The organism is Arcicella rosea, assembly GCF_014204325.1.
Lineage (GTDB): Bacteria > Bacteroidota > Bacteroidia > Cytophagales > Spirosomataceae > Arcicella > Arcicella rosea_A.
In genome coordinates, this window is the sequence record NZ_JACHKT010000032.1 from 1 (window position 1) to 20,176 (window position 20,176).

Consider the following 20,176-nt stretch of genomic DNA (forward strand, 5'->3'; position numbering starts at 1 on the left):
AACCCGTTGGCGTCGTTTGGGAGTGCAAAGATGTAGGATTAATTCGTAACCACCAAACTTAATCGCAAAGTTTTTTGAAAATATTTCTATAAAAATCCATAACATACACCGCAAATAACTTAATATCAATACTTTATTGCACTCAATAAATATTGAAAATATTTGAAAGTTTTTTCGATATTTATCCCAATTGATAAATCTGATAACAAAAAAGAGGTGAAGCATATAATTAATACCTCACCGCTCTTTATATTTTCCTACAAGATTTTTATCCAATACTAACCTAAAAATGGATACTTATAGTCTGTTGGCGATACAAATGTTTCTTTGATTGTTCTTGGAGAAACCCATCTTAATAGATTTAACATTGAACCTGCTTTATCATTTGTTCCTGATGCTCTTGCTCCTCCGAATGGCTGTTGTCCAACTACTGCTCCTGTTGGTTTGTCATTAATGTAAAAGTTTCCAGCTGCGTTCACTAACTTTTTATTAGCTACTTCTAAAGCATAGCGGTCTTGTGAGAAGATTGCTCCCGTTAAAGCATAATCAGAAGTTGTGTTTACAATATCTAAGGTTTCTTCATACTTTTCTGCATCATATACATAGATAGTAAGTACTGGACCAAAGATTTCTTCAGACATGGTTGTATAGTGCGGGTCTTCTGTTAAGATAATGGTTGGCTCTATGAAATATCCTTTTGATTTATCATAGTTTCCTCCTGCAATTACTTTTGCTTTATCAGATGCTTTTGCATTCGCTATATAAGTAGTGATTTTATCAAAAGCCTTTTCATCAATTACTGCATTGACGAAATTTGAAAAGTCTTCAACTGGGCCAACTTTGATTTCATTTAAGTCTGCTTGAACATATTCCCACGTTTGTTCCCAAAGTGTATTTGGAATGTACGCTCTTGAAGCTGCCGAACATTTTTGTCCTTGATATTCAAAAGCTCCACGTACCAAACCTACGGCAAGTGCTTTTGCATCGGCTGATTTATGGGCTACCACAAAATCTTTACCGCCTGTTTCTCCAACAATTCTTGGATATGATTTATACTTATGAATGTTTTCTCCGATTGTTTTCCAGATATGTTGGAATACTTTGGTACTTCCTGTAAAGTGTACGCCTGCAAATTGTGGATGATTGAAAACAATATCACCTGTCAATGGACCATCGGTGTAAATTAAATTGATTACGCCATCTGGCAATCCTGCTTCTTTCAAAATTTTCATTAATACATTGGCAGAATAGATTTGTTGCGGTGAAGGTTTCCACACTACAACATTTCCCATCAATGCTGCCGAAGCTGGAAGATTTCCTGCAATGGCAGTAAAGTTGAAGGGTGTTACGGCAAAAACGAATCCTTCTAATGGACGATACTCTAATCTATTCCAAACATAATCTGAAGAGATTGGCTGTTCTGCATAAATCTGCGTAGCGAAATGTACATTGAAACGAAGAAAGTCTATCCATTCACAAGCGGCATCAATTTCTGCTTGGTAAGCATTTTTTGATTGACCTAACATCGTTGAAGCATTCAATTCATTACGATATTTTGTTGCTGAAAGGTCGGCTGCTTTTAAGAAGATAGCCATTCTATTTTCCCAAGGTAAATTTGCCCAAGCTTCTCTGGCAGCTAAGGATGATTCAATAGCTTGGTTTACATGAGTAGCATCGCCTTCGTGATAATATCCTAAAATATGTTGATGGTCGTGTGGGGAAGTTAATGCTTGTTTGTTTCCTGTTCTTACTTCTTCTGAACCAATATACATTGGTACATCTGCTACGATACTTCGCATTTCAGTAAGTTTCGCAATAAGTGCTTCACGCTCCTTAGTATTAGGTGCGTATGAGTTGATTGGCTCATTCTTGGGCGTTGGTACGCTGAAAAATCCTGTTGACATTTGATGAAGTTTTTGGTTTCATGTAAAATTACTGATTTTTTTGGACTGTATGACTTTAGAATTTGGAGACTTTAGGATTTTTGGACTTGAAGACTTTAAGACTGGAGGATTGAAAGACTAAGGATTTTACAAATTTCAAGACTGGGGTGTTTAATAACATGAAGTATTATAAATTAGGAAAGGAATATTTGGGAGTGTTGAAGTATTTAAGTCTAAATTTTTCTAATCCTAAAGTTGATAATTATTGAAGTCGTTAAGTCTCAAAATCCTAAAATCTTAAAGTCTTAAAGTCCTCCAGTCCTAAAGTCTTTAAGTCCAAAAATCCTAAAGTCACTCAAAAAAAGCAACTTTCGGGTTGAGGATGTTCTTTTATCAATCGACATTTGTATCGTTAATTTTATAAATCATGACAACAGATACTTATCATTATGAACGCATTGCGAAAGCAATTGAGTTTATTAGCGAAAATATTACAGCTCAACCTACTTTGGAGGAAATCGCTGAGAAAGTAAATCTTTCTCCTTTTCACTTTCAAAGAATATTTACGGAATGGGCTGGCGTGAGTCCGAAGAAGTTTTTACAATTCTTGACGGCTGATTATTTAAAAGCGAAAATTAAATCGACGGCTACTTTGATTGAAGCCGCAGAAATCGCTGGACTTTCAAGCCAAAGTAGAGTGTATGATTTATTCACAGGTATCGAAGCGGTTACTCCGCAAGAATTCAAAAGTGGTGGAAAAGGTTTGCATATCAGTTATGCTTATCATCCAACTCCTTTTGGTGAATGTTTTTTGGCTGTTACTGAAAGAGGAATTTGTGGCATGGCTTTTACGGATGAGCAGACAAAAAAGGAAGATTTAGCAACCTTCAAGAAAAAATGGTTTTTTGCTACCATTCAAGAAAATGCTTCGATTACTTATCCTTATATAGAACGCATTTTTATGCCACATCTTAGTTCATTAGATAAACTGCATTTATTGGTACAAGGCACAAATTTTCAATTGAAAGTTTGGGAAGCATTGCTGACGATTCCGCAAGGTTCATTGACTACTTATCAACAAATTGCTGAAAGTATTGGAAAAGACAAAGCTGTAAGAGCCGTCGGTACGGCAGTGGGAAATAATCCGATTGCGTATTTGATTCCCTGTCATCGTGTGATTAGAAAAGAAGGAAAACTTGGAGAATATCATTGGGGAAGTATTCGGAAGAAGGCAATTGTTGGATGGGAAGCGGCAAAAAATTAGTGATTGAGTGAGTTGTGATTTAGTGATTTTTTTTCAAAAAGTACAAATGTATCTTTTGAAAAATTATTGGCTGAAAAATATTCTGAATACTTATTTAATACTTTCATACTAAACATAAAACATTTAATCACTCAATCACAATTCACTAACTCACAATTAAACATGAATATCAATTCTATCAACTGGCAAAATGTTAAAGCTGATTTGGATGAACAGGGTTATGCTGTGATTCCTTCGCTGATACCGACTGAAGTTTGTTCACAATTAATTACTTCTTATACACAAGCAGATTTATATAGAAGTACGATTGTGATGAAACGCTATAATTTTGGAAAAGGTGAGTACAAATATTTTGCTTATCCATTGCCCGAAAGCATTGCGTATTTAAGGAATGAGATGTACAGTCCTTTATCAAAAGTAGCGAACGAATGGAATCAGAAATTGGGCATTGATTTTACTTATCCAGAAAAGTACGCTGATTTTATAGACGCTTGTCGCCAACAAAATCAATGCAGACCAACGCCTTTAATTTTGAAATATGAAAAGGGAGATTTCAATACACTTCATCAGGATTTGTATGGCGACTTATATTTTCCTTTTCAAGCAGTATTGTTTTTAACACAAGTAAATGAAGATTATACTGGCGGAGAATTTGTATTGATTGAACAAAAACCAAGATTGCAGTCGCAAGCAATTGTACTGCAACCCAAGCGTGGTGATATGGTAATTTTTACCACTAATTTCAGAGCAGCTAAAGGGACAAGAGGATATTTTCGTTCACAGATGAAACACGGAGTAAGTAAATTACACAGTGGTAATCGTTATACTGTGGGCATTATTTTTCATGATGCGAAATGAAAACACATCAATCATTTTTAGACGAAAAAGGGACGAATCGTTTATTACTTTCTTTAATTAAAAATAGAAAAATACTTTGGGCTGGAAATTGTAAATTAAAAATTTATGGTAAGCTCAATTGTAAATCTGGCAAAAGAATGAAAACCCAAAACCGTGTCTTCTTTCAAAATGAGCAAGAAGCCATAGCTTTGGATTTTCGTCCTTGTGGGCATTGTATGAGATTGGAGTACTTGGACTGGAAAAGAATTAACATTGATTGATACTTCAATGCTTTATTTTTCCATAAGAAATTTCCTTACCTCTGGATTAATAGCGTTGGGGTCAAGCTTATCAGTAATCTTCAAAAAAACTAAAGCACTATCTTTTTCCATATAATATGAATAAGCCATTGTTAACTGAGTATAAGCCTCTACGTTCTTATTATCTAATTCAACAGATATTCTAAAGTTATCAATTGCTTTATTCAACAATTTAATATCATTGTTTTTAACAAACATTTGGGCATAACTTGTCCCCTTTGAAAGCCATACTTTAGAGTTTTTAGCGTTTAATTTTAACGAATTATTAAAGTAAATTAATGATTCTTCAAACTTCAATTGCATTCCAAGTATATTACCAAAACCCCAATAAACATCTGCATTAGTACTATCTAAAAGCCAAGCTTGGTTAAATCGTTTCATTGAATTGTCATAATCCTTTTTATAGAAATATGCCCAAGCTTCCTTCAAATGACGACTAATAGCCTCATTCCTACTTTTAAAGTATTTGTCACACTCTTCAATAAAATCCTTGTCAATTTCTAATTGCTCTTTACATTTTTTTACTCCACTATTCACACCATACATTGGTAGAATATTGATATTCTCAGGACAATCTTGAGAAGATGAACAACTCAAAAAGAACACGATGATAAGTGCGTGAATCTGTTTCATAGAAATTGGTTTATATTAAAAATTGACTTTCCGAAAGTTTACATCATTCTCATGTAATCTAACACCACAATTTTATTTGTTTACATGGGAGTTAAGTAAGCTTACAAAATAATTTTGATGACTTACATAGCTTCTTTGTAAGCTTAATTTGTCTTCTTGAAGCCTTACATAGCTTTGATGTAAGTTTACAAGAACATTTTGTTTGTTTACAAAATTTCTCTGCAAGCTTACAAAAATATTTTGTTGACTTACATAGCTTTTTTGTAAGCTTAATCTGTGTTTTTGATGCTTACAAAACATCGTTGTAAATCAACAAAAAAGTTTTGCTTGTTTACAAAATTTCTCTGCAAGCTTACAAAAATGTTTTGCAGACTTACAGCAAACCTATGTAAGCTTACAAAATGTCATTGTTGTATGATTTTACATTAAAATAGAGTTTATAAGGTGCTTTGTAAACATCTTTTGTAATTGATTAAACCTACAAAACATTAAAAGCAGTTGATTCTGTAATTTTGTTTGTTTACAAAGAATAATTGTAATACTTAAAATATTGATTATTAATAACTTATAAGTCAAATCAAGTTAATCTTGAAATGCTGTTTACTTACATCAATATTAATAGAATAAATATTCATTTGGCTTTATCTAAGGCTAATTTTATGGCAAGACTTCCCAATATTCCAGCCATAAACCATTTTTGAATTTTAATCCATCTTGGTCTTTCGCTGAACCATGTTGAAATACTGGATGCAAACAAAACTATCAATAAGTTCACCGAAAAACTGACTGCCATTTGGGTAAATCCTAATTGAAAATTCTGAAGTAAAACATTGCCATATTCTGGTTTAATAAACTGTGGAAAGAATGACATATAGAATACCGCAATTTTGGGATTGAGTACATTGGTTAAAAAGCCCATCTGAAACAATTTGAAATTACTGTCGTCTTCTAAAGATGTTGTTTCAAAAACTGATTTACTTCCTGGTTTGATGGCATTCCAAGCCAAGTATAAAAGGTAGCCAACTCCCAACCATTTCAGAAAAGTATAGGCAAATGGTACTGCCATCAAAATTGCGGTGAGTCCGAAAGAAACCATAATGACATGAAATAGAAAACCGACAATTACACCCGACAGCGAAATAATGCCTGCTCGTTTACCTTGTGAGATGGAACGAGAAATTAAATAAATCATGTTCGGTCCAGGCGTGATGACCAAACCGAAAGCGGCGATGATAAAGATAAGTAAGTCTGAAAATGGAATCATATTTTTTTGGTTCTGTACCACGGGATTCCATCCCGTGTTTTTGTTAGAGTTATTAAAATGTCACGGGATGGAATCCCGTGGTACAGTTTAGAATGATAAATATGGTAAAAGTCTTTCAAGGGTTTGTGCGTCCAAGAGTTTAATATTTTCTAAATCTTTTTTACTCGAAAAATTTCCGTGCTGTTGTCGATAGGCAATGATGGCTTTCGCAATATATGGTCTTAAATAAGGATGTTTAAATTCTTCCAAAGTCACTTCGTTGATTTTAATTTTCCGAATCGAAGGATTATTCACTCGCCCATATTTCAACAATTCATCAATAGAAAGTGAGTCTAAACCCCAAATGTATCGTACTTGTTCTACCGAATGAAAACCACCTAATTTTTCTCTTTCTTGCACAATCCTCATCGCACGTTTTGAAGCAACGCCTTTTAATTTCTTTAAATCGTTGGTATCGGCATGGTTCAAATCAAAAACTTGTACTTTAAAGGATTCCTTCACAGCATTTGGAGCAGTAGATTTTTTTTCAGGAATTACGACTAATTGTTCCGTCACAGTATTCTTTGTTGTCGATTGAGTATTCGATAAAACAATATAAGGTGCTAACTTTTGATAAAGTGTATTTGGAAAATTATAAATTTTTAATAAATCTTCTTTTTTACGAAACACTCCTCCTTTACTTCTATACTTAACAATGCGTTCAGATAGCCAAGTTGGTATGCCCAATTTTGTTAAATCGTCAGCAGTAGCCAAGTTAGGTTCAAAGTTGAATAAATTTATTTTATTTGCACTCTCTATAAAGTCGTTTCCTTTCGAGTATTTGTCCGAAAAAAAATTATTTTTCGTTCTACGATTCTCTGAAGCTTCTTTAATTTCGATTTTTGCTATCAATTCTTCTATCTTCCTTGAATCTACAGAAGACACAACGCTCTGTTTTTCAGGAATATAATCAACAATAAAAGTAAAAAATATCAGCAGAAATACTAAAAAGATAAGTAAAATGAAGCCTTTAATTTCCGTCTGATTAAAAGCAAAAAAATCACGGAGGTAGTTTTGTAGTTTCTTGTACATGGTGTTATTATTAAAATCAATAAGAGGTTGAAGTACAGAAAATCAAATGTTTATTCTGTAATTCGGGCTTTTGAACTAATTTTGTAATTCTTTTATCGCTTTAAGCCTTAGGCTGTAAGCTGTAAGCTATTTTTAAATTATTGTTATCAAAAATAATCTCGACTATTTTTGATTTTTTGATGATACTAATTTACAAGATTTCTTATTACGAAAGTCTTGAAATTGAAGCTTTTATCTGTTCCAAAAACGTTTATGATACTTTATAGCACAAATCATCAAAGTGATGATGTTTCTTTAGAAGAAGCAGTTTTTAGAGGACTTCCTCCCGACAATGGCTTGTATATGCCACACGTTATTCCGACTTTACCCGCTTCTTTTTTTGAAAAGATTGATACGCTTTCAATTTCAGAAATTGCTTTTGAAGTAAGTAAAGCTTTATTGGGCGACGATATTCCTGAAGAAGATATTAAAACGATAGTAGAAAGAGCGATTGATTTTGATGCTCCTTTGGTTGCTCTTGAAAAAGATACTTACGTTCTAGAATTATTTCATGGGCCGTCAATGGCTTTCAAAGATTTTGGTGCAAGATTCATGGCATCGTTGATGTCTTACTTTTTGCAAAAATCACAAAAAGATATTCATATTCTTGTGGCAACATCTGGCGATACCGGCGGAGCAGTGGCACAAGGTTTTTATAAAACGCCGGGCATCAAAGTAACGATTTTGTATCCGACTGGAAAAGTATCGGACATTCAGGAAAAACAATTGACTACTTTAGGCGAAAACGTAACAGCTTTAGAAGTAGATGGTACTTTTGACGATTGTCAGGCTTTGGTGAAAGCTGCCTTTTTGGATAAAGAATTATCTACAAAAATCAATTTAGCTTCTGCCAATTCAATTAATATTAGCCGATTGATTCCTCAATCTTTCTATTATTTCAATGCTTATGCACAATTGAAAAAAGCTGGCAATACCAAACCAGTCGTTTTCTGTGTGCCAAGTGGAAACTTTGGAAATTTATCAGCAGGATTGATTGCTCAGAAAATGGGCTTACCTGTGAAAATGTTTGTGGCTGCTACCAATGTAAATAACATCGTTCCTAAGTATTTAGCTTCTGGCAATTATGAACCAAAGCCTTCACAAGAAACCATTTCAAATGCGATGGATGTAGGAAATCCTTCTAATTTTATCAGAATGCGTTTGTTGGCTGGAGATGCTTTCGAAGAAGTAGTAAAACATATTGCTGGAGATTTCAGTGATGATTCTGCTACCAGAGCAGCCATGAAAGATGTTTATGAAAGAACGCAATACGTAATGTGTCCACATACAGCGGTAGCATACTTAGGTTTGAAATCTTATACCGATACTTTGTCAGAAGAAGTAGCAGGCGTGTTGTTATCCACAGCTCATTATGCTAAATTTTTGGATGTCGTAGAAGAAACTTTAGGCACATCAGTAGTAGTTCCAGAAAGACTTTCGGCTTTACTTTCTAAAGAAAAAGTAGCCATTCCGATGACGAAGGAGTTTGGAGATTTTAAGGAATATCTTTTGGGTTTAATTTGAAGATTTGAGAATTTGAAGATTTGAAAATGATGTAGAAAAAAAGCGAAGCTCTCAAGTAATTTTGAAAGCCTCGCTTTTTTTTATTAAAAGATTTATATCATTTTCAAATTCTCAAATCTTCAAATTTTCAAATTCCCATATCTTCAAATCAAAAAAATCAATTATACATTCCTTCAATCAAATTCTTATAATTATTATGAATGATTTTTCTTTTTAGTTTCAATGTCGGTGTTAATTCACCTGATTCAATGGTGAACAATTTAGGTAATAATTCTACTTTTTTCACTTGTTCGTATTGAGCAATATTCTTCATCAAATCTTTTACTACTTCATCCAATTTATCTTTTACTTTTTGATTTTTGATAATTTGTTCAGGATTGGTATATGAAATTTCATTTCTTGAACACCATTCTTTCAAAGCATTGAATTCTGGTACAATTAAAGCCGAAGGAAATTTTTGTCCCTCTCCTACTACAATTGCTTGTTCAATCAATACGGCTTCTTTTAATTTATTTTCAATTACTTGTGGTGCAACATATTTCCCTCCAGAAGTTTTGAAAATTTCTTTCTTACGGTCTGTTATTTTCAGGTAACGACCTTCAAAAAATTCACCAATATCACCTGTATGAAACCAGCCATCCGCATCAATCGCTTCGGCAGTTGCTTCTGGTTTTTTGTAATAACCTTTCATTACTGATGGCCCTTTTACACAGATTTCACCATCTTCAGCAATTTTTACTTGTAAGTTTGGCAAAACTGTTCCTACACAACCCACTCTGAAATCCGATAAAATACTCGAAGAAACCACTGGTGAAGTTTCTGTAAGTCCATAACCTTCAGCAATTGGAATTTCAGCAGCCCAAAATACTCTTGACAAACGAGCTTGTAAAGCCGCAGAACCAGAAGCGATGATTTTAATATTTCCGCCCAAAGCTTCTTTCCATTTACTAAAAATCAATTTACGAGCAATTTTTAGTTGCGTATCGTACCACCAACCCATGTCTTTCATCGGGTCGTATTTCAAACCTAAGTTTAAAGCCCAGAAGAAAAGTTGTTTTTTGATTCCAGAAAGTTCATAGCCTTTTGCTACAATTTTATCATACACTTTTTCTAATAATCGAGGAACAGTAGCGAATACTTGCGGTTTTACATCTTTTAAATTATCTGCAATGGTTTCCATACTTTCGGCATAATATACCGAAACGCCATAATACATGTAAACATAAACATCGGTGCGTTCGTAGATATGACAAAGCGGAAGGAAACTCAAAGCTTTATCATCCGAACACAATTCTAAATGCTTTCCAATCACCAAACCATCAATATTAGAAACGATGTTATCGTGCGTAAGCATTACTCCTTTGGGTTTTCCTGTTGTACCAGAAGTATAAATTAATGTTAATAAATCGTCTGGTTGAACAGCAGCTTTGAAAGGTTCAATCTGAGCGAAGTCTTCACCTTTTGATGAATCCAATAATTCTGTCCAATGTTTGGCTTCTTTTGTTTTATCAAAAGTATAAATCCCTTCGATGCCAGTTAATACGCTGGTCGCTTCTAATACTTTTGCTAATAAAGCTTTATCAGAAACAAAAACCAATTTTACTTCTGCATCAGTAAAAATATAACGGTAATCTTCAATCGTAATGGTTGGGTACATCGGTACTAAAACAGCTCCCAATTGTTGAACACCCAATTCGATAAAATTCCATTCAGGTCTGTTATTAGAAATCAAAGCAATCTTATCATCCTTTTTAACTCCCAATTTTATTAATCCAATACTTACTTGATTGACGATTTCAATTACTTCAGTAGCACTGTATTTTTTCCATTCGCCTTTTACTTTACTAGCGAAAGTATCATCTTTATTGACAGCTAAAACACAATTTGGTAGTAAGTCAAATACTCTGGTAATGTTCGGATTGCTCTTCATGACGATCTTCGTTTAATCAATACACTTTCAATATAAAATACAATTAAAACCCTATATTTTACAATAAGATTTAAGCAAAGATAACAAGATTAACTAAATCAAAATAGTATGCACGCATAATATTTTTACTATTTTTTATACTTTTTATCATAATTTCAAAAAAATGTCATCATTGTAATTTCTCTATTTGTTTACTCATTTACAATCTGAATGATTTCTTTTCTACCATCAGAGAAAAAATAAATTAATTCTACATCGTTTGTATTATTGTCATTCAAGATAAAGTAACCTTTTTCAGTTGTACCATCATTTACGAATTTTCCTTCAAATCTTGCTCCATACTGAAAATAGTAGATTCCATTTCCTTCTCTTTTTCCAGCTTTATATTCGCCTTCAAACATTTTTGTTCCATCTGGATAATATTGAATTCCATAACCATCTCTTTTTCCATTTTTCCACATTCCTTGATAACTTCCTTGTGTTCTATGTACAAAAAGCCCTTCTCCATCTTTACAATCTCCTGAAACACATCCTGTTTTTTTCAAAGAAGATTCTATTGGTGAAATTGGTTTACTTTCAATTAATGAAATACTTTTAAAAGATTCTTCATTATCTGATTGAACTTTGGGTTGATTATTTTTAGGTTCTCTTGATACTTCTATTTGTTTTTCGGTATCTGCTTCTTCCCAACCTTTTTTGATGGCTAATAATCTTTGAGATTTTGGAGGATGTGTTGAAGTAACATTTTCTTCCTGAAAATAAATAATAGCTTGTTGGGCTTGTGCTAAAGTTGCTCCCATCTGATGTAACCAAAATCCAGAAAAGTAATCAGCTTCCAGTTCTTTTTCTGGTCGGCTACCTTCTTTATCAATCGTGTGAAAATTGGCGTGATGTCCGATTTCATGTGCCAAAATAGAAATTGCCGCCCAGTCAGTTTGGGCAGTGCGTTCTACTCTGTTCAAAAAGTCACGGTCATAAATGATATAAGGCTGCCCATTGATAATCGTAGCAAAACAATTATCTGTGTTTGAACATTGCATTACTTTGAACTTACTATGGAACTGTCCCATCTTTTTGGCAAACTTTCCGATTACTTCCGCAGCATGACTTTCAGAAGCATAACCTAACGGTTGTGGACAAATGTCTTGAGGGATTACTTTTTTACCAAAATAATTACAAGCAAAAACAATTTGTTTATCCTGAGCAGAAAGCTCATAAATAGAAAAAAGAGAAACAAAAATGAATAGAGAGAAGAGCTTTTTCATGGTTATTTTACTTGATAGTGAATAAATCAGAGGAAAGAAAGCAAAATAAAACCAGACCATTTCAACAATGGTTTTTACAAATTTTATTTAAAGCAATCAAGTAAAGTTAAATCATGTGTTAGGATTTAGCATTTATCCACAAAAAAAGCCTGTAAGTGGATAAGCTTACAGGCCTGATAACAATACGTTTAGGTAATTAATTTATTGTATCACCTCTTAAATTTCTAAATCTTTTTCTAGCTTCTGCACTATAAATACTTCCGGGATACCTTATCAACAATTCTTGATACAATTTCATAGCTTTCGTTGATTGATTCAATACTTCTTGATAGGTTTTGGCTAGAAGATAAAGAGCATCATCACCTTTAATATCGTGTGGAAAATTCTGGATGACAAATTCTAAATCTTTTACTCCTTTTTCCACATTTCCTTGTTTCAAGTAAATATTGGCCCTGAGGAATATCAAATCATCCATGATAGGATTTCCACGATATACTTTTTCTATTTCGACCAATTTAGCGATGGCTTCATCATTTCTATGTTGAAAAAGTAAAAGTTCAATGGCTGAATAATCTTTCAAAGCAGCTTCTGTACTATCAAAGCCAGTGTTTTCTTGAATGAGTAAACTCAACTCCATCGCATCGTTTGCAATTTCACGGGTTGTGGCTTGTTTTAAAATATCCAGTACTTCTTTTGATAATTCAAAATCGCCTCTGAAATAAGCCAATTTAGCATTACGCAATTTTGCTTCGTAGCCCATAGGACTATCCTTTTGTGATTTTTCTACTTGTGAATAAAGTAAGGTAGCTTCCCAAGGTTCTGATTTTAATAAGAAAATATCTCCTAAATCTAGTTTACATTTATCCACAAAGATTTGGTCATTGTTGGCAAGTTTGATAGCTTTTTCTAAAACAGCAATGGCGGTATCTTTTTCATTCAAGTAAAAAGCATACAAAAGTCCTTTACTTCTTAATGCTTCCAAAGTTCTTTGGTTTGTTCCAAGGTCTTCAAGCATTTTAGTGTATTCAGCAATGAGTAAACGAATATCAGATTGATTGATTGGATACGTAGTTTTGATTACTTCTTCTTTAGCATTAATCAACATTCTTCTCCACAATGGATAATTCTGATGTCTTGGATATTCTTTAATCAAGTATTCAAAGATTTTACCTGAGTTAACAAAGTCTTTATTTTGATGTGCCATAAAGCCCAATTCTGTAACCTGAGCTCCTTCTTTTCTGTAGCGTTTATCCAATGCTCTTGCCTGAACAAAAGCTTTATAAAAGTCTTTTTTCTGAACCAAATGCCAGATTAAAATATCGGTGTAATAAGAAGTCTGTGGATATTTCTGAACTTTTGCGTAGAGTATTTTTTCTAATTCTTCTATTTCTTTGTCTTCCTTCAACTCATCCTGAAGGATTGACTGCACCATTTCTTGATTTTCAGTCACTAAACCAAACTTCAAGTACTCTTCTATCATTTCTGTCACTTTGCCTTGCATACGAAACAAATTGGCTAACTGCACAGCGTATTTATCTTCCGACTTTCCGAAAACCCTAGATACCTCAATCGTTTGTATAGCTAATTCGGTTTGTTGTTGTTGAACAAAGTAATTCACCAAATCCATCATTTCATCGTCGTTGGCTTTTACTTTATCAATGGCTAAATCATAATTCTTTTTTGATTCTTCTTTCTTTTCAGTGGCTTGGTAAAGTCTTCCTAAGTCAACTAAATATTTAGCTTGCTTACTTTCAGAATTTTTGATTTGTCTTTTAACGAACTTTTCAGCCTCGTCCCAATTTTTCAGTTTAATCAAAGTTTCCAAATAAGGTTTATAAATATCTTTTGCGGTTTCTTTGTTCTTAGCCAATTTCTGAAAAATGGTTCTTGCTTTTTCATACTCTCCAGCTTTCAGGTATTCAACTCCCAACTGAGCATCCTGACTGAAAACTTCAAAAGAACTCATCAAGACAAAACATAAGCAAAGAGCCTTCAAAAAAGTTTTCAACAACATCTTATATTTAATCATAATAATTTTTATTTAATTTTTAAAGAAAAGAAAACTATTACTTCTATTATACTGTGGATATGTTGAAGAGTATTGTGAAACATTATTTTCACGGCTGATTGTTAATATCGAATTTGTTATCAACATTTCAGATACACTTATCAACACATAACTAATTGATTTATAGTACACATTTAATTAATTAACATTTATGTGCATAACTTTAATCATTTTCTCAACATTGTCAACATTCAATATTTATGTGGTTAACATGTCTTAAAAATCGGGATAAAATCGATAGTTTTCCACTTTTCAAAAAGCCCATTTTTACTTTCCACAATGAGGTGTTTTCTTTCCACAAAAATGAAGGGTGAAAAACAACTACTTTTCCACTTTTTTGAACGACTATTTGCCCTATTTTGGTACTTATCCACATAAGGTTGACCAGTTTTCTGATTTTAGTCAATTGTGAAATCATTTCCAGAAAGGACAAAGTTTTGTTTCAGCTTTATCTTGTTCGGATTGTAGATAATTTTTTCGGGAAGCGTATTGGTCTGAATATCGCCTTCATCCCAGCGAGCATTTTGATTTTCATCCACAATTAATCTTAGATAATAAATACCCGCTTTTAGAAAGGCGAATTCGTATTTTAAAAGGTTGTCCACTTTTCGAACTACCTCATTTCTTTCATTCATCAATTCGATGAAAAAATGTTTCTTATTCGGATTTTTCACTTCACCTTCAATGATGCCATAATTTTCTGGATCACGAATTGGATGATTAGCTTCGTACTTTGAAGTTGTATCATTTTCAAGTGAGATAAATGCTTCTTTTTGCAACCTTACTCTTACAAATTCCTTTGGATTTTTATCATCTTTTTGAATGATAAGTTTCGTTTTATCTTGATTCCATTTAATATCTTTTTCAGTAATTGGTACTTTAATCAAAGTATCATTCATGATTTCAATTTTATTCAAATCGTATTTTATAATAGATTTTGTAAAATTGATAGTGTAGCCAACATCTTTCAAATCGATGTCTTCATTATTACTTGGACTTACTTTGAAACTGAATTCTTCTTTTATACTTTCATCCTTTTTACCTTTTACTCTAAATTTTATTTTTTGGTCATGTGTAAAAATTCTATCAAGAGAATCCGTTACAGAAATTTTCACTTTTACAGTATCCGCAGAATTGTTGATTGTATTATAAATTCTAAGATTTTTTGCATCTATTTGTTGATAAGCGAGCGTATCTTTTCTACCAAGAAAATCAATTTTGACATTTTTAATACCACGATTGTATTCTATATAATAATAGCCTGATGTATTTCTTGTCTTAAATACTTTGTTTGGACTTTTATCCATTTTGGCAATGTTGATTTCTAGGTTAGATAAATTACTTTTTAAGTCAATTGTATCTTTTACAAAGCCTATCATTTCTTTGGCTTCTTCATATAAAAGATTACTATTTGCATCAGTAATTGCGAAAAATCTATATTTTCCTGAAGCTACATTTTCAATTTTAAAAACTCCAGAACTATCCGTTTTAGTGAAATAATATGGTTTTACTTTTTTAGGATTTAGCGTATCCGTGTAATTATATAAACCCACATTAATATCCAAGACTGGTTTGTTCGTTAGAGGATTAAAAACTTTTCCACTCACACTCATAGAATCTATGATATTACCAGTACTAAAAACCAATCTGATATTTTTAGCAATATTTCTTTCAGTAATATCTTTAATGGCATTTCTAAAATTTAAACTATAAGTAGTATTTGGTTTGAAAGGTTTATCGAAAGTAAGTCGAACTCCTTTTGGTAATGCTTTGCTTTCATAAGTCCCTTCAATATTTGGTGTGATTAATAATTGCTGTTGAATATTATCAATACTTACGTATTCATTGAATTCGACTTGTACTAATCTTCCTGAAAAATTGATGGCTTGATTGTTCGGAAATGTTTTTACGATTACGGGTGAGAGCGTATCTTTTTTACCGCCAGTAGGTGCTACGATTTGGGCACAACTAAACAGCATTTCAATGAGTATAAAACTTAAAAAACTTATCAAGACTAAATTCTTCACTTTCATGTTAATATGTTGAAAACTTTGTGGATAAAATGGATACTAATGTTTAAATAACTATAATAAGGACTTACTTATCCCAAAATTGCTTAAAAAAATTGGTTTATCGAAATGTTGACCATTTTGCAAAAAGAAACCCTCAGCGTTTGATAAACTCTGAGGGTTGTGGAAAAGTGTGTGAATAATGTTAATTCTTCTTAAATATGTAAATCAAGCTAGAATAATTCTGTTGATTACTTTCAGCTTTAAAGTTTGACTTCAACCCATCTACAAAAGCTTTTAGATAATTGATTTTTCCAGTTTGATATTTAGTACTCAATATCGAAACGTAGAAAGAATCAAACTTCATTGGCATTGTTTTTTCTAAACGGAAGTTATGTTGTTCAAAAAGTTGCTTTATTGTCTTTTGCGAGAAATGATATAAATGTCTTGGCACATCGTAGGCTGCCCATTTATTGCCATAAATAGCTGCATCTTCAGATTCATGGTTAGGCACAGCAATAATCAACGAACCATCTTTTGAAAGTCTTTCATAGAGCCAATCAATCGTTTCATTTAATTGATGAACATGTTCTAAAACATGCCAAAGGGAAATGATGTTAAATTGCTCATTTGGAAATGAACTCAGCACATCATTTTTAATTGTTGATTGATTAATTTGTTCCGCAATTGCCCTTGCATCGTCGTCTGGTTCAATACCAAATACTTTCCAACCATCTTCTTTACAGACATTCAAGAACATTCCTGTTCCACATCCAACATCCAATAATTTACCTTTTGAAGGGAATAAATTATTAACTAATTCTAATTTACCTTTCAAAGTATATTTTCTTACTGAATGATAAATTTTAGCAATTAATCCTTTTGAAGTATTAGTATGTGAAATATAAGATTCAGCCTTATAATATGATCCTATTTTATCTATTGGAGGGCGAGGATTGGTAAATTTAAAACCGCACGAATTACAATTGACAATATCAAATGTTTCTTGGCTTACGGTATAATCTTGAACATTAAGAAAAGTACTAAATGAATTCTGTTGACAGATTGGGCAAGTGCTAATTTTTTCCATGGTTGTTAATTTTCACAAAGATATAAAAAAAGACTTGCAAGGCTTTGGTTTGGAATTACCATTACTTACAAGTCTTTCTGATAGTGAATTTTCTTTATTTTATCTGTCCATATACAACATAAGTACAGAAACATCAGAAGGCGAAACGCCACTGATTCGTGAAGCTTGACCAATAGTGGCTGGTCTTATCTTTGATAGTTTTTGACGACCTTCATTTGAAATTGCTTTTAGATTAGCATAATCGAAATTCACAGGAATCTTTAAGTTTTCAAATTTCAATAGTTTATTAACCATTACTTGTTCTTTTTCAATATAGCTTTCATATTTTACATTGATTTCAGCTTGTTCAAGAATTTCGTCAGCAAAGTCAGAAAGATATGCTTCTACTTCTGGCGTTAAAGTTTTCAATTTGACCATATCAATATCTGGTCTTTTCAATAAATTGATTACTAAAGTACCTTCTCTTAAAGCAGATGTTCCTATCGCTTCTAGTTTAGCATTTACTTCCTCAGGCTTAATTTTCAATGATTTTAAGCCAGCTATCAATTCAACTGTTTTAGCTTTCTTATTATTTACATTATTTAATCTTTCATCTGAAGCCAAACCAATAGAATGTCCTCTTTCGGTTAAACGAATATCAGCATTGTCTTGTCTTAAAAGCGTTCTGTACTCCGCTCTTGACGTAAACATTCTATAAGGCTCTTCTGTACCTTTATTGATTAAATCATCAATTAGAACACCGATATAAGCTTCTGAACGAGATAAAGTAAAGTCTGGTAAATCTTGCGCCCTTTGATGTGCGTTAATGCCAGCCATTAAACCTTGGCAAGCAGCTTCCTCATAACCAGTAGTTCCATTAATTTGACCAGCAAAGAATAGATTGTGAATCAGTTTAGTTTCTAAAGTTTGTTTTAATTGTGTTGGAGGAAAGAAATCATATTCAATCGCATAACCTGGACGGAACATTCTTACGTTTTCAAAACCAGGAATCTTTTTCAGGGCTGCATATTGAACATCTTCTGGTAAAGAAGTAGAAAAACCATTTACATAAACTTCAACAGTATTCCATCCTTCTGGCTCTACAAAGATTTGGTGACGGTCTTTATCAGCAAAGCGATTGATTTTATCTTCAACTGATGGACAGTATCTTGGCCCTAATCCTTTGATTCTACCCGCAAACATTGGAGACTTTTCAAAACCAGTTTTTAATACATCATGTACTTCATGGTTCGTATAAGTAATCCAACAGCTTCTTTGTTCTGTTAATGAAGGCGTATCCAAATAAGAAAACTTACTCGGATTTTCATCTCCTTTTTGTTCTTCCATTTTAGTGTAATCCAAGCTTCTTCCATCAACTCTTGGCGGAGTACCCGTTTTCATTCTGCCAGCTTCAAAACCTAATTGCACCAATTGTTCTGTAATACCTGTAGCTTTTCCTTCGGCAGTTCTACCACCACCAAAGTTTTTCTCACCAATATGAATTAAACCGTTTAAGAAAGTACCGTTTGTTAAAACAACAGACTTAGCTTTAAATTCAATTCCTAATTGAGTTTTTACACCTATTACTTTATTATCTTCAACAAGTAATCCAGAAACCATTTCTTGCCAAAAATCCACATTTAAGTTTCTTTCTAAAGCCAATCGCCATTCTTCAGCAAAACGCATTCTATCAGATTGGCATCTTGGTGACCACATGGCAGGACCTTTTGAGCGATTCAGCATTCTAAATTGAATCATGGTTTTATCAGAAATAACTCCTGACATACCGCCCAAAGCATCTACTTCACGCACAATTTGTCCTTTGGCAACACCACCCATCGCTGGATTGCAAGACATTTGTGCGATAGTATTCATATTCATCGTAATGAGTAATACTTTTGAACCCATCGTTGCTGCAGCGTGAGCGGCTTCACATCCTGCATGACCAGCTCCTACTACGATAACATCATATTCTTTGTACATATTTTTAATTGGTAATTAAATTCTATTCTCTGTTGTTTTTATAATCTTGTTTGTTTTTCTCTTTGGAAGATGCTTTTGATACTTTTAAGGATAATTAAATTTATACTCATAATATCCTTTATCTCATTACTATTTCACGAAATTAAATTTGTGTTTCACACTTCTCTGAAAGTGTATGTATAACTACTATTTAGATTCAAAAGTGATACTTATTAGTTCTATATTATCTGATATTCTTAGTAAACTAATTTTTATGTATAAATTGTGATTGCTATTTAATTTCAAATAATCTCATTTTATCTGAACATCACGTCTTCAAGTATTATTAAAGCTTAGTATATTTTTATCTATAAAGTATTACTTTAGTTGTATCTATGTTTATTTAAAACTATACTTCACCTTTTTTAAGCACTTTGTAAACATGTTTTAAAAACAGTATTTTTTGTAAGTGTTCCACGTGGAGTGTTTGATAAAAATAACAAGCCGTTAATTATTGAAAATTGAAATATACTTACTTTCAAGCTCTCTCATCTGTGCTTCATCTTCATCTGAATGATCGTCGTAACCGCAAAGATGTAATAAGCCATGAACTAAAACACGCTTAAATTCATCAAGAAACTCGGTTTTTAATTCTTGAGAGTTGTCTTTTACTCTTTCAATACTTACAAAAATATCACCTTCAATATCTTCTTCTTCTTCTGAATTGTCGAAAGTAATGATGTCTGTATAGGTGTCGTGGTCTAAGTACTCAAGATTGATTTTATGAAGGTACTCGTCAGAACAAAATATATAGTTGAGGTTCCTCATCTTAAAGCCCTCTGATTCAGCAACTTTTTTAAGCCAAGCTTTTAACTGGTTTTTCTGACCAAATTTGAAATCAATATCCTCGTTGAAAAAAACAATCATTGTGTAATAACATTGTTAAGTTTGAAATAATTCGTTTACAAAGATACAATATAAAATTCAGCTTGTGAATATCAGCGAGTTAGACTGGAATGTAGAAATAGCCTTCACACC

At 32.7% G+C, this 20,176-nt stretch carries 15 protein-coding genes; 4 read left to right on the forward strand and 11 right to left on the reverse strand.

Annotation, left to right across the window (positions count from 1 at the left end):
* Window positions 1-278: 278 nt before the first annotated feature.
* Window positions 279-1,904 (reverse strand): L-glutamate gamma-semialdehyde dehydrogenase, encoded by a 1,626-nt coding sequence (pruA, locus tag HNP25_RS17450; protein WP_184136256.1) that lies wholly within the window; start codon window positions 1,902-1,904, stop codon window positions 279-281.
* A 406-nt stretch (window positions 1,905-2,310) separates the two neighbouring features.
* Here pruA and HNP25_RS17455 point away from each other — a divergent pair, with 406 nt between their 5' ends.
* The 3 genes from HNP25_RS17455 (at window position 2,311) to HNP25_RS17465 (ending at window position 4,265) form a co-directional block, all read left to right on the forward strand.
* A complete protein-coding gene (locus HNP25_RS17455; RefSeq protein ID WP_184136258.1) occupies window positions 2,311-3,147 on the forward strand; it encodes a bifunctional helix-turn-helix domain-containing protein/methylated-DNA--[protein]-cysteine S-methyltransferase in 837 nt (278 codons plus the stop codon).
* Between the two features lie 162 nt (window positions 3,148-3,309).
* Window positions 3,310-4,005 carry a 2OG-Fe(II) oxygenase gene (locus tag HNP25_RS17460; RefSeq protein WP_184136260.1) on the forward strand — a complete coding sequence of 232 codons (696 nt, stop codon included), beginning with the start codon at window positions 3,310-3,312 and terminating at the stop codon, window positions 4,003-4,005.
* Window positions 4,002-4,265, forward strand: a complete 264-nt coding sequence (locus HNP25_RS17465; protein ID WP_184136262.1) for an Ada metal-binding domain-containing protein — start codon at window positions 4,002-4,004, stop codon at window positions 4,263-4,265. Before HNP25_RS17460 ends, HNP25_RS17465 begins: the two co-directional genes overlap by 4 nt.
* A gap of 12 nt (window positions 4,266-4,277) precedes the next feature.
* On the opposite strand, the gene HNP25_RS17470 is transcribed toward HNP25_RS17465, so the two are convergent.
* The 3 genes from HNP25_RS17470 to HNP25_RS17480 all read right to left on the reverse strand — a co-directional run bounded on the left by HNP25_RS17470 (window position 4,278) and on the right by HNP25_RS17480 (window position 7,272).
* A complete protein-coding gene (locus HNP25_RS17470) occupies window positions 4,278-4,937 on the reverse strand; it encodes a tetratricopeptide repeat protein (protein ID WP_184136264.1) in 660 nt (219 codons plus the stop codon).
* A gap of 631 nt (window positions 4,938-5,568) precedes the next feature.
* Complete coding sequence (locus HNP25_RS17475; protein WP_184136266.1) at window positions 5,569-6,201, reverse strand: LysE family translocator; 633 nt, start codon at window positions 6,199-6,201, stop codon at window positions 5,569-5,571.
* 87 nt (window positions 6,202-6,288) lie between these two features.
* Entirely contained in the window at window positions 6,289-7,272 is a 984-nt protein-coding gene (locus HNP25_RS17480) for a ComEA family DNA-binding protein (protein ID WP_184136268.1), read from the reverse strand.
* A gap of 252 nt (window positions 7,273-7,524) precedes the next feature.
* Here HNP25_RS17480 and thrC point away from each other — a divergent pair, with 252 nt between their 5' ends.
* Window positions 7,525-8,835, forward strand: coding sequence for a threonine synthase (thrC, locus tag HNP25_RS17485; protein ID WP_184136270.1), 1,311 nt, complete (start codon window positions 7,525-7,527; stop codon window positions 8,833-8,835).
* 157 nt (window positions 8,836-8,992) lie between these two features.
* Here thrC and HNP25_RS17490 read toward each other — a convergent pair whose 3' ends face one another.
* The 7 genes from HNP25_RS17490 to ybeY form a co-directional block, all read right to left on the reverse strand.
* On the reverse strand, window positions 8,993-10,765 hold the full coding sequence (locus HNP25_RS17490; RefSeq protein ID WP_184136272.1) for an AMP-dependent synthetase/ligase: 1,773 nt from the start codon (window positions 10,763-10,765) through the stop codon (window positions 8,993-8,995).
* A 191-nt stretch (window positions 10,766-10,956) separates the two neighbouring features.
* The gene (locus HNP25_RS17495; protein ID WP_184136274.1) at window positions 10,957-12,030 is read right to left on the reverse strand and encodes a hypothetical protein; all 1,074 of its coding nucleotides are present in this window, start codon (window positions 12,028-12,030) and stop codon (window positions 10,957-10,959) included.
* Window positions 12,031-12,226: 196 nt separating this feature from the next.
* Window positions 12,227-14,059 carry a tetratricopeptide repeat protein gene (locus tag HNP25_RS17500; RefSeq protein WP_184136276.1) on the reverse strand — a complete coding sequence of 611 codons (1,833 nt, stop codon included), beginning with the start codon at window positions 14,057-14,059 and terminating at the stop codon, window positions 12,227-12,229.
* Window positions 14,060-14,496: 437 nt separating this feature from the next.
* Window positions 14,497-16,131, reverse strand: coding sequence for an Ig-like domain-containing domain (locus tag HNP25_RS17505; RefSeq protein ID WP_184136278.1), 1,635 nt, complete (start codon window positions 16,129-16,131; stop codon window positions 14,497-14,499).
* A gap of 181 nt (window positions 16,132-16,312) precedes the next feature.
* Window positions 16,313-17,197: a class I SAM-dependent methyltransferase gene (locus HNP25_RS17510; RefSeq protein ID WP_184136280.1), complete on the reverse strand. Its 885-nt coding sequence runs from the start codon at window positions 17,195-17,197 to the stop codon at window positions 16,313-16,315.
* Window positions 17,198-17,296: 99 nt separating this feature from the next.
* Complete coding sequence (gene mnmG, locus HNP25_RS17515; RefSeq protein ID WP_184136282.1) at window positions 17,297-19,159, reverse strand: tRNA uridine-5-carboxymethylaminomethyl(34) synthesis enzyme MnmG; 1,863 nt, start codon at window positions 19,157-19,159, stop codon at window positions 17,297-17,299.
* Between the two features lie 486 nt (window positions 19,160-19,645).
* Window positions 19,646-20,065: an rRNA maturation RNase YbeY gene (ybeY, locus tag HNP25_RS17520; protein WP_184136284.1), complete on the reverse strand. Its 420-nt coding sequence runs from the start codon at window positions 20,063-20,065 to the stop codon at window positions 19,646-19,648.
* Between the last annotated feature and the right edge of the window lie 111 nt (window positions 20,066-20,176).

Bases quoted from the DNA above. Each gene is read 5' to 3' on its own strand.
- pruA (WP_184136256.1), bottom strand. From the start codon at position 1,904: ATGTCAACAGGATTTTTCAGCGTACCAACGCCCAAGAATGAGCCAATC.
- HNP25_RS17455 (WP_184136258.1), top strand. From the start codon at position 2,311: ATGACAACAGATACTTATCATTATGAACGCATTGCGAAAGCAATTGAG.
- HNP25_RS17460 (WP_184136260.1), top strand. From the start codon at position 3,310: ATGAATATCAATTCTATCAACTGGCAAAATGTTAAAGCTGATTTGGAT.
- HNP25_RS17465 (WP_184136262.1), top strand. From the start codon at position 4,002: ATGAAAACACATCAATCATTTTTAGACGAAAAAGGGACGAATCGTTTA.
- HNP25_RS17470 (WP_184136264.1), bottom strand. From the start codon at position 4,937: ATGAAACAGATTCACGCACTTATCATCGTGTTCTTTTTGAGTTGTTCA.
- HNP25_RS17475 (WP_184136266.1), bottom strand. From the start codon at position 6,201: ATGATTCCATTTTCAGACTTACTTATCTTTATCATCGCCGCTTTCGGT.
- HNP25_RS17480 (WP_184136268.1), bottom strand. From the start codon at position 7,272: ATGTACAAGAAACTACAAAACTACCTCCGTGATTTTTTTGCTTTTAAT.
- thrC (WP_184136270.1), top strand. From the start codon at position 7,525: ATGATACTTTATAGCACAAATCATCAAAGTGATGATGTTTCTTTAGAA.
- HNP25_RS17490 (WP_184136272.1), bottom strand. From the start codon at position 10,765: ATGAAGAGCAATCCGAACATTACCAGAGTATTTGACTTACTACCAAAT.
- HNP25_RS17495 (WP_184136274.1), bottom strand. From the start codon at position 12,030: ATGAAAAAGCTCTTCTCTCTATTCATTTTTGTTTCTCTTTTTTCTATT.
- HNP25_RS17500 (WP_184136276.1), bottom strand. From the start codon at position 14,059: ATGATTAAATATAAGATGTTGTTGAAAACTTTTTTGAAGGCTCTTTGC.
- HNP25_RS17505 (WP_184136278.1), bottom strand. From the start codon at position 16,131: ATGAAAGTGAAGAATTTAGTCTTGATAAGTTTTTTAAGTTTTATACTC.
- HNP25_RS17510 (WP_184136280.1), bottom strand. From the start codon at position 17,197: ATGGAAAAAATTAGCACTTGCCCAATCTGTCAACAGAATTCATTTAGT.
- mnmG (WP_184136282.1), bottom strand. From the start codon at position 19,159: ATGTACAAAGAATATGATGTTATCGTAGTAGGAGCTGGTCATGCAGGA.
- ybeY (WP_184136284.1), bottom strand. From the start codon at position 20,065: ATGATTGTTTTTTTCAACGAGGATATTGATTTCAAATTTGGTCAGAAA.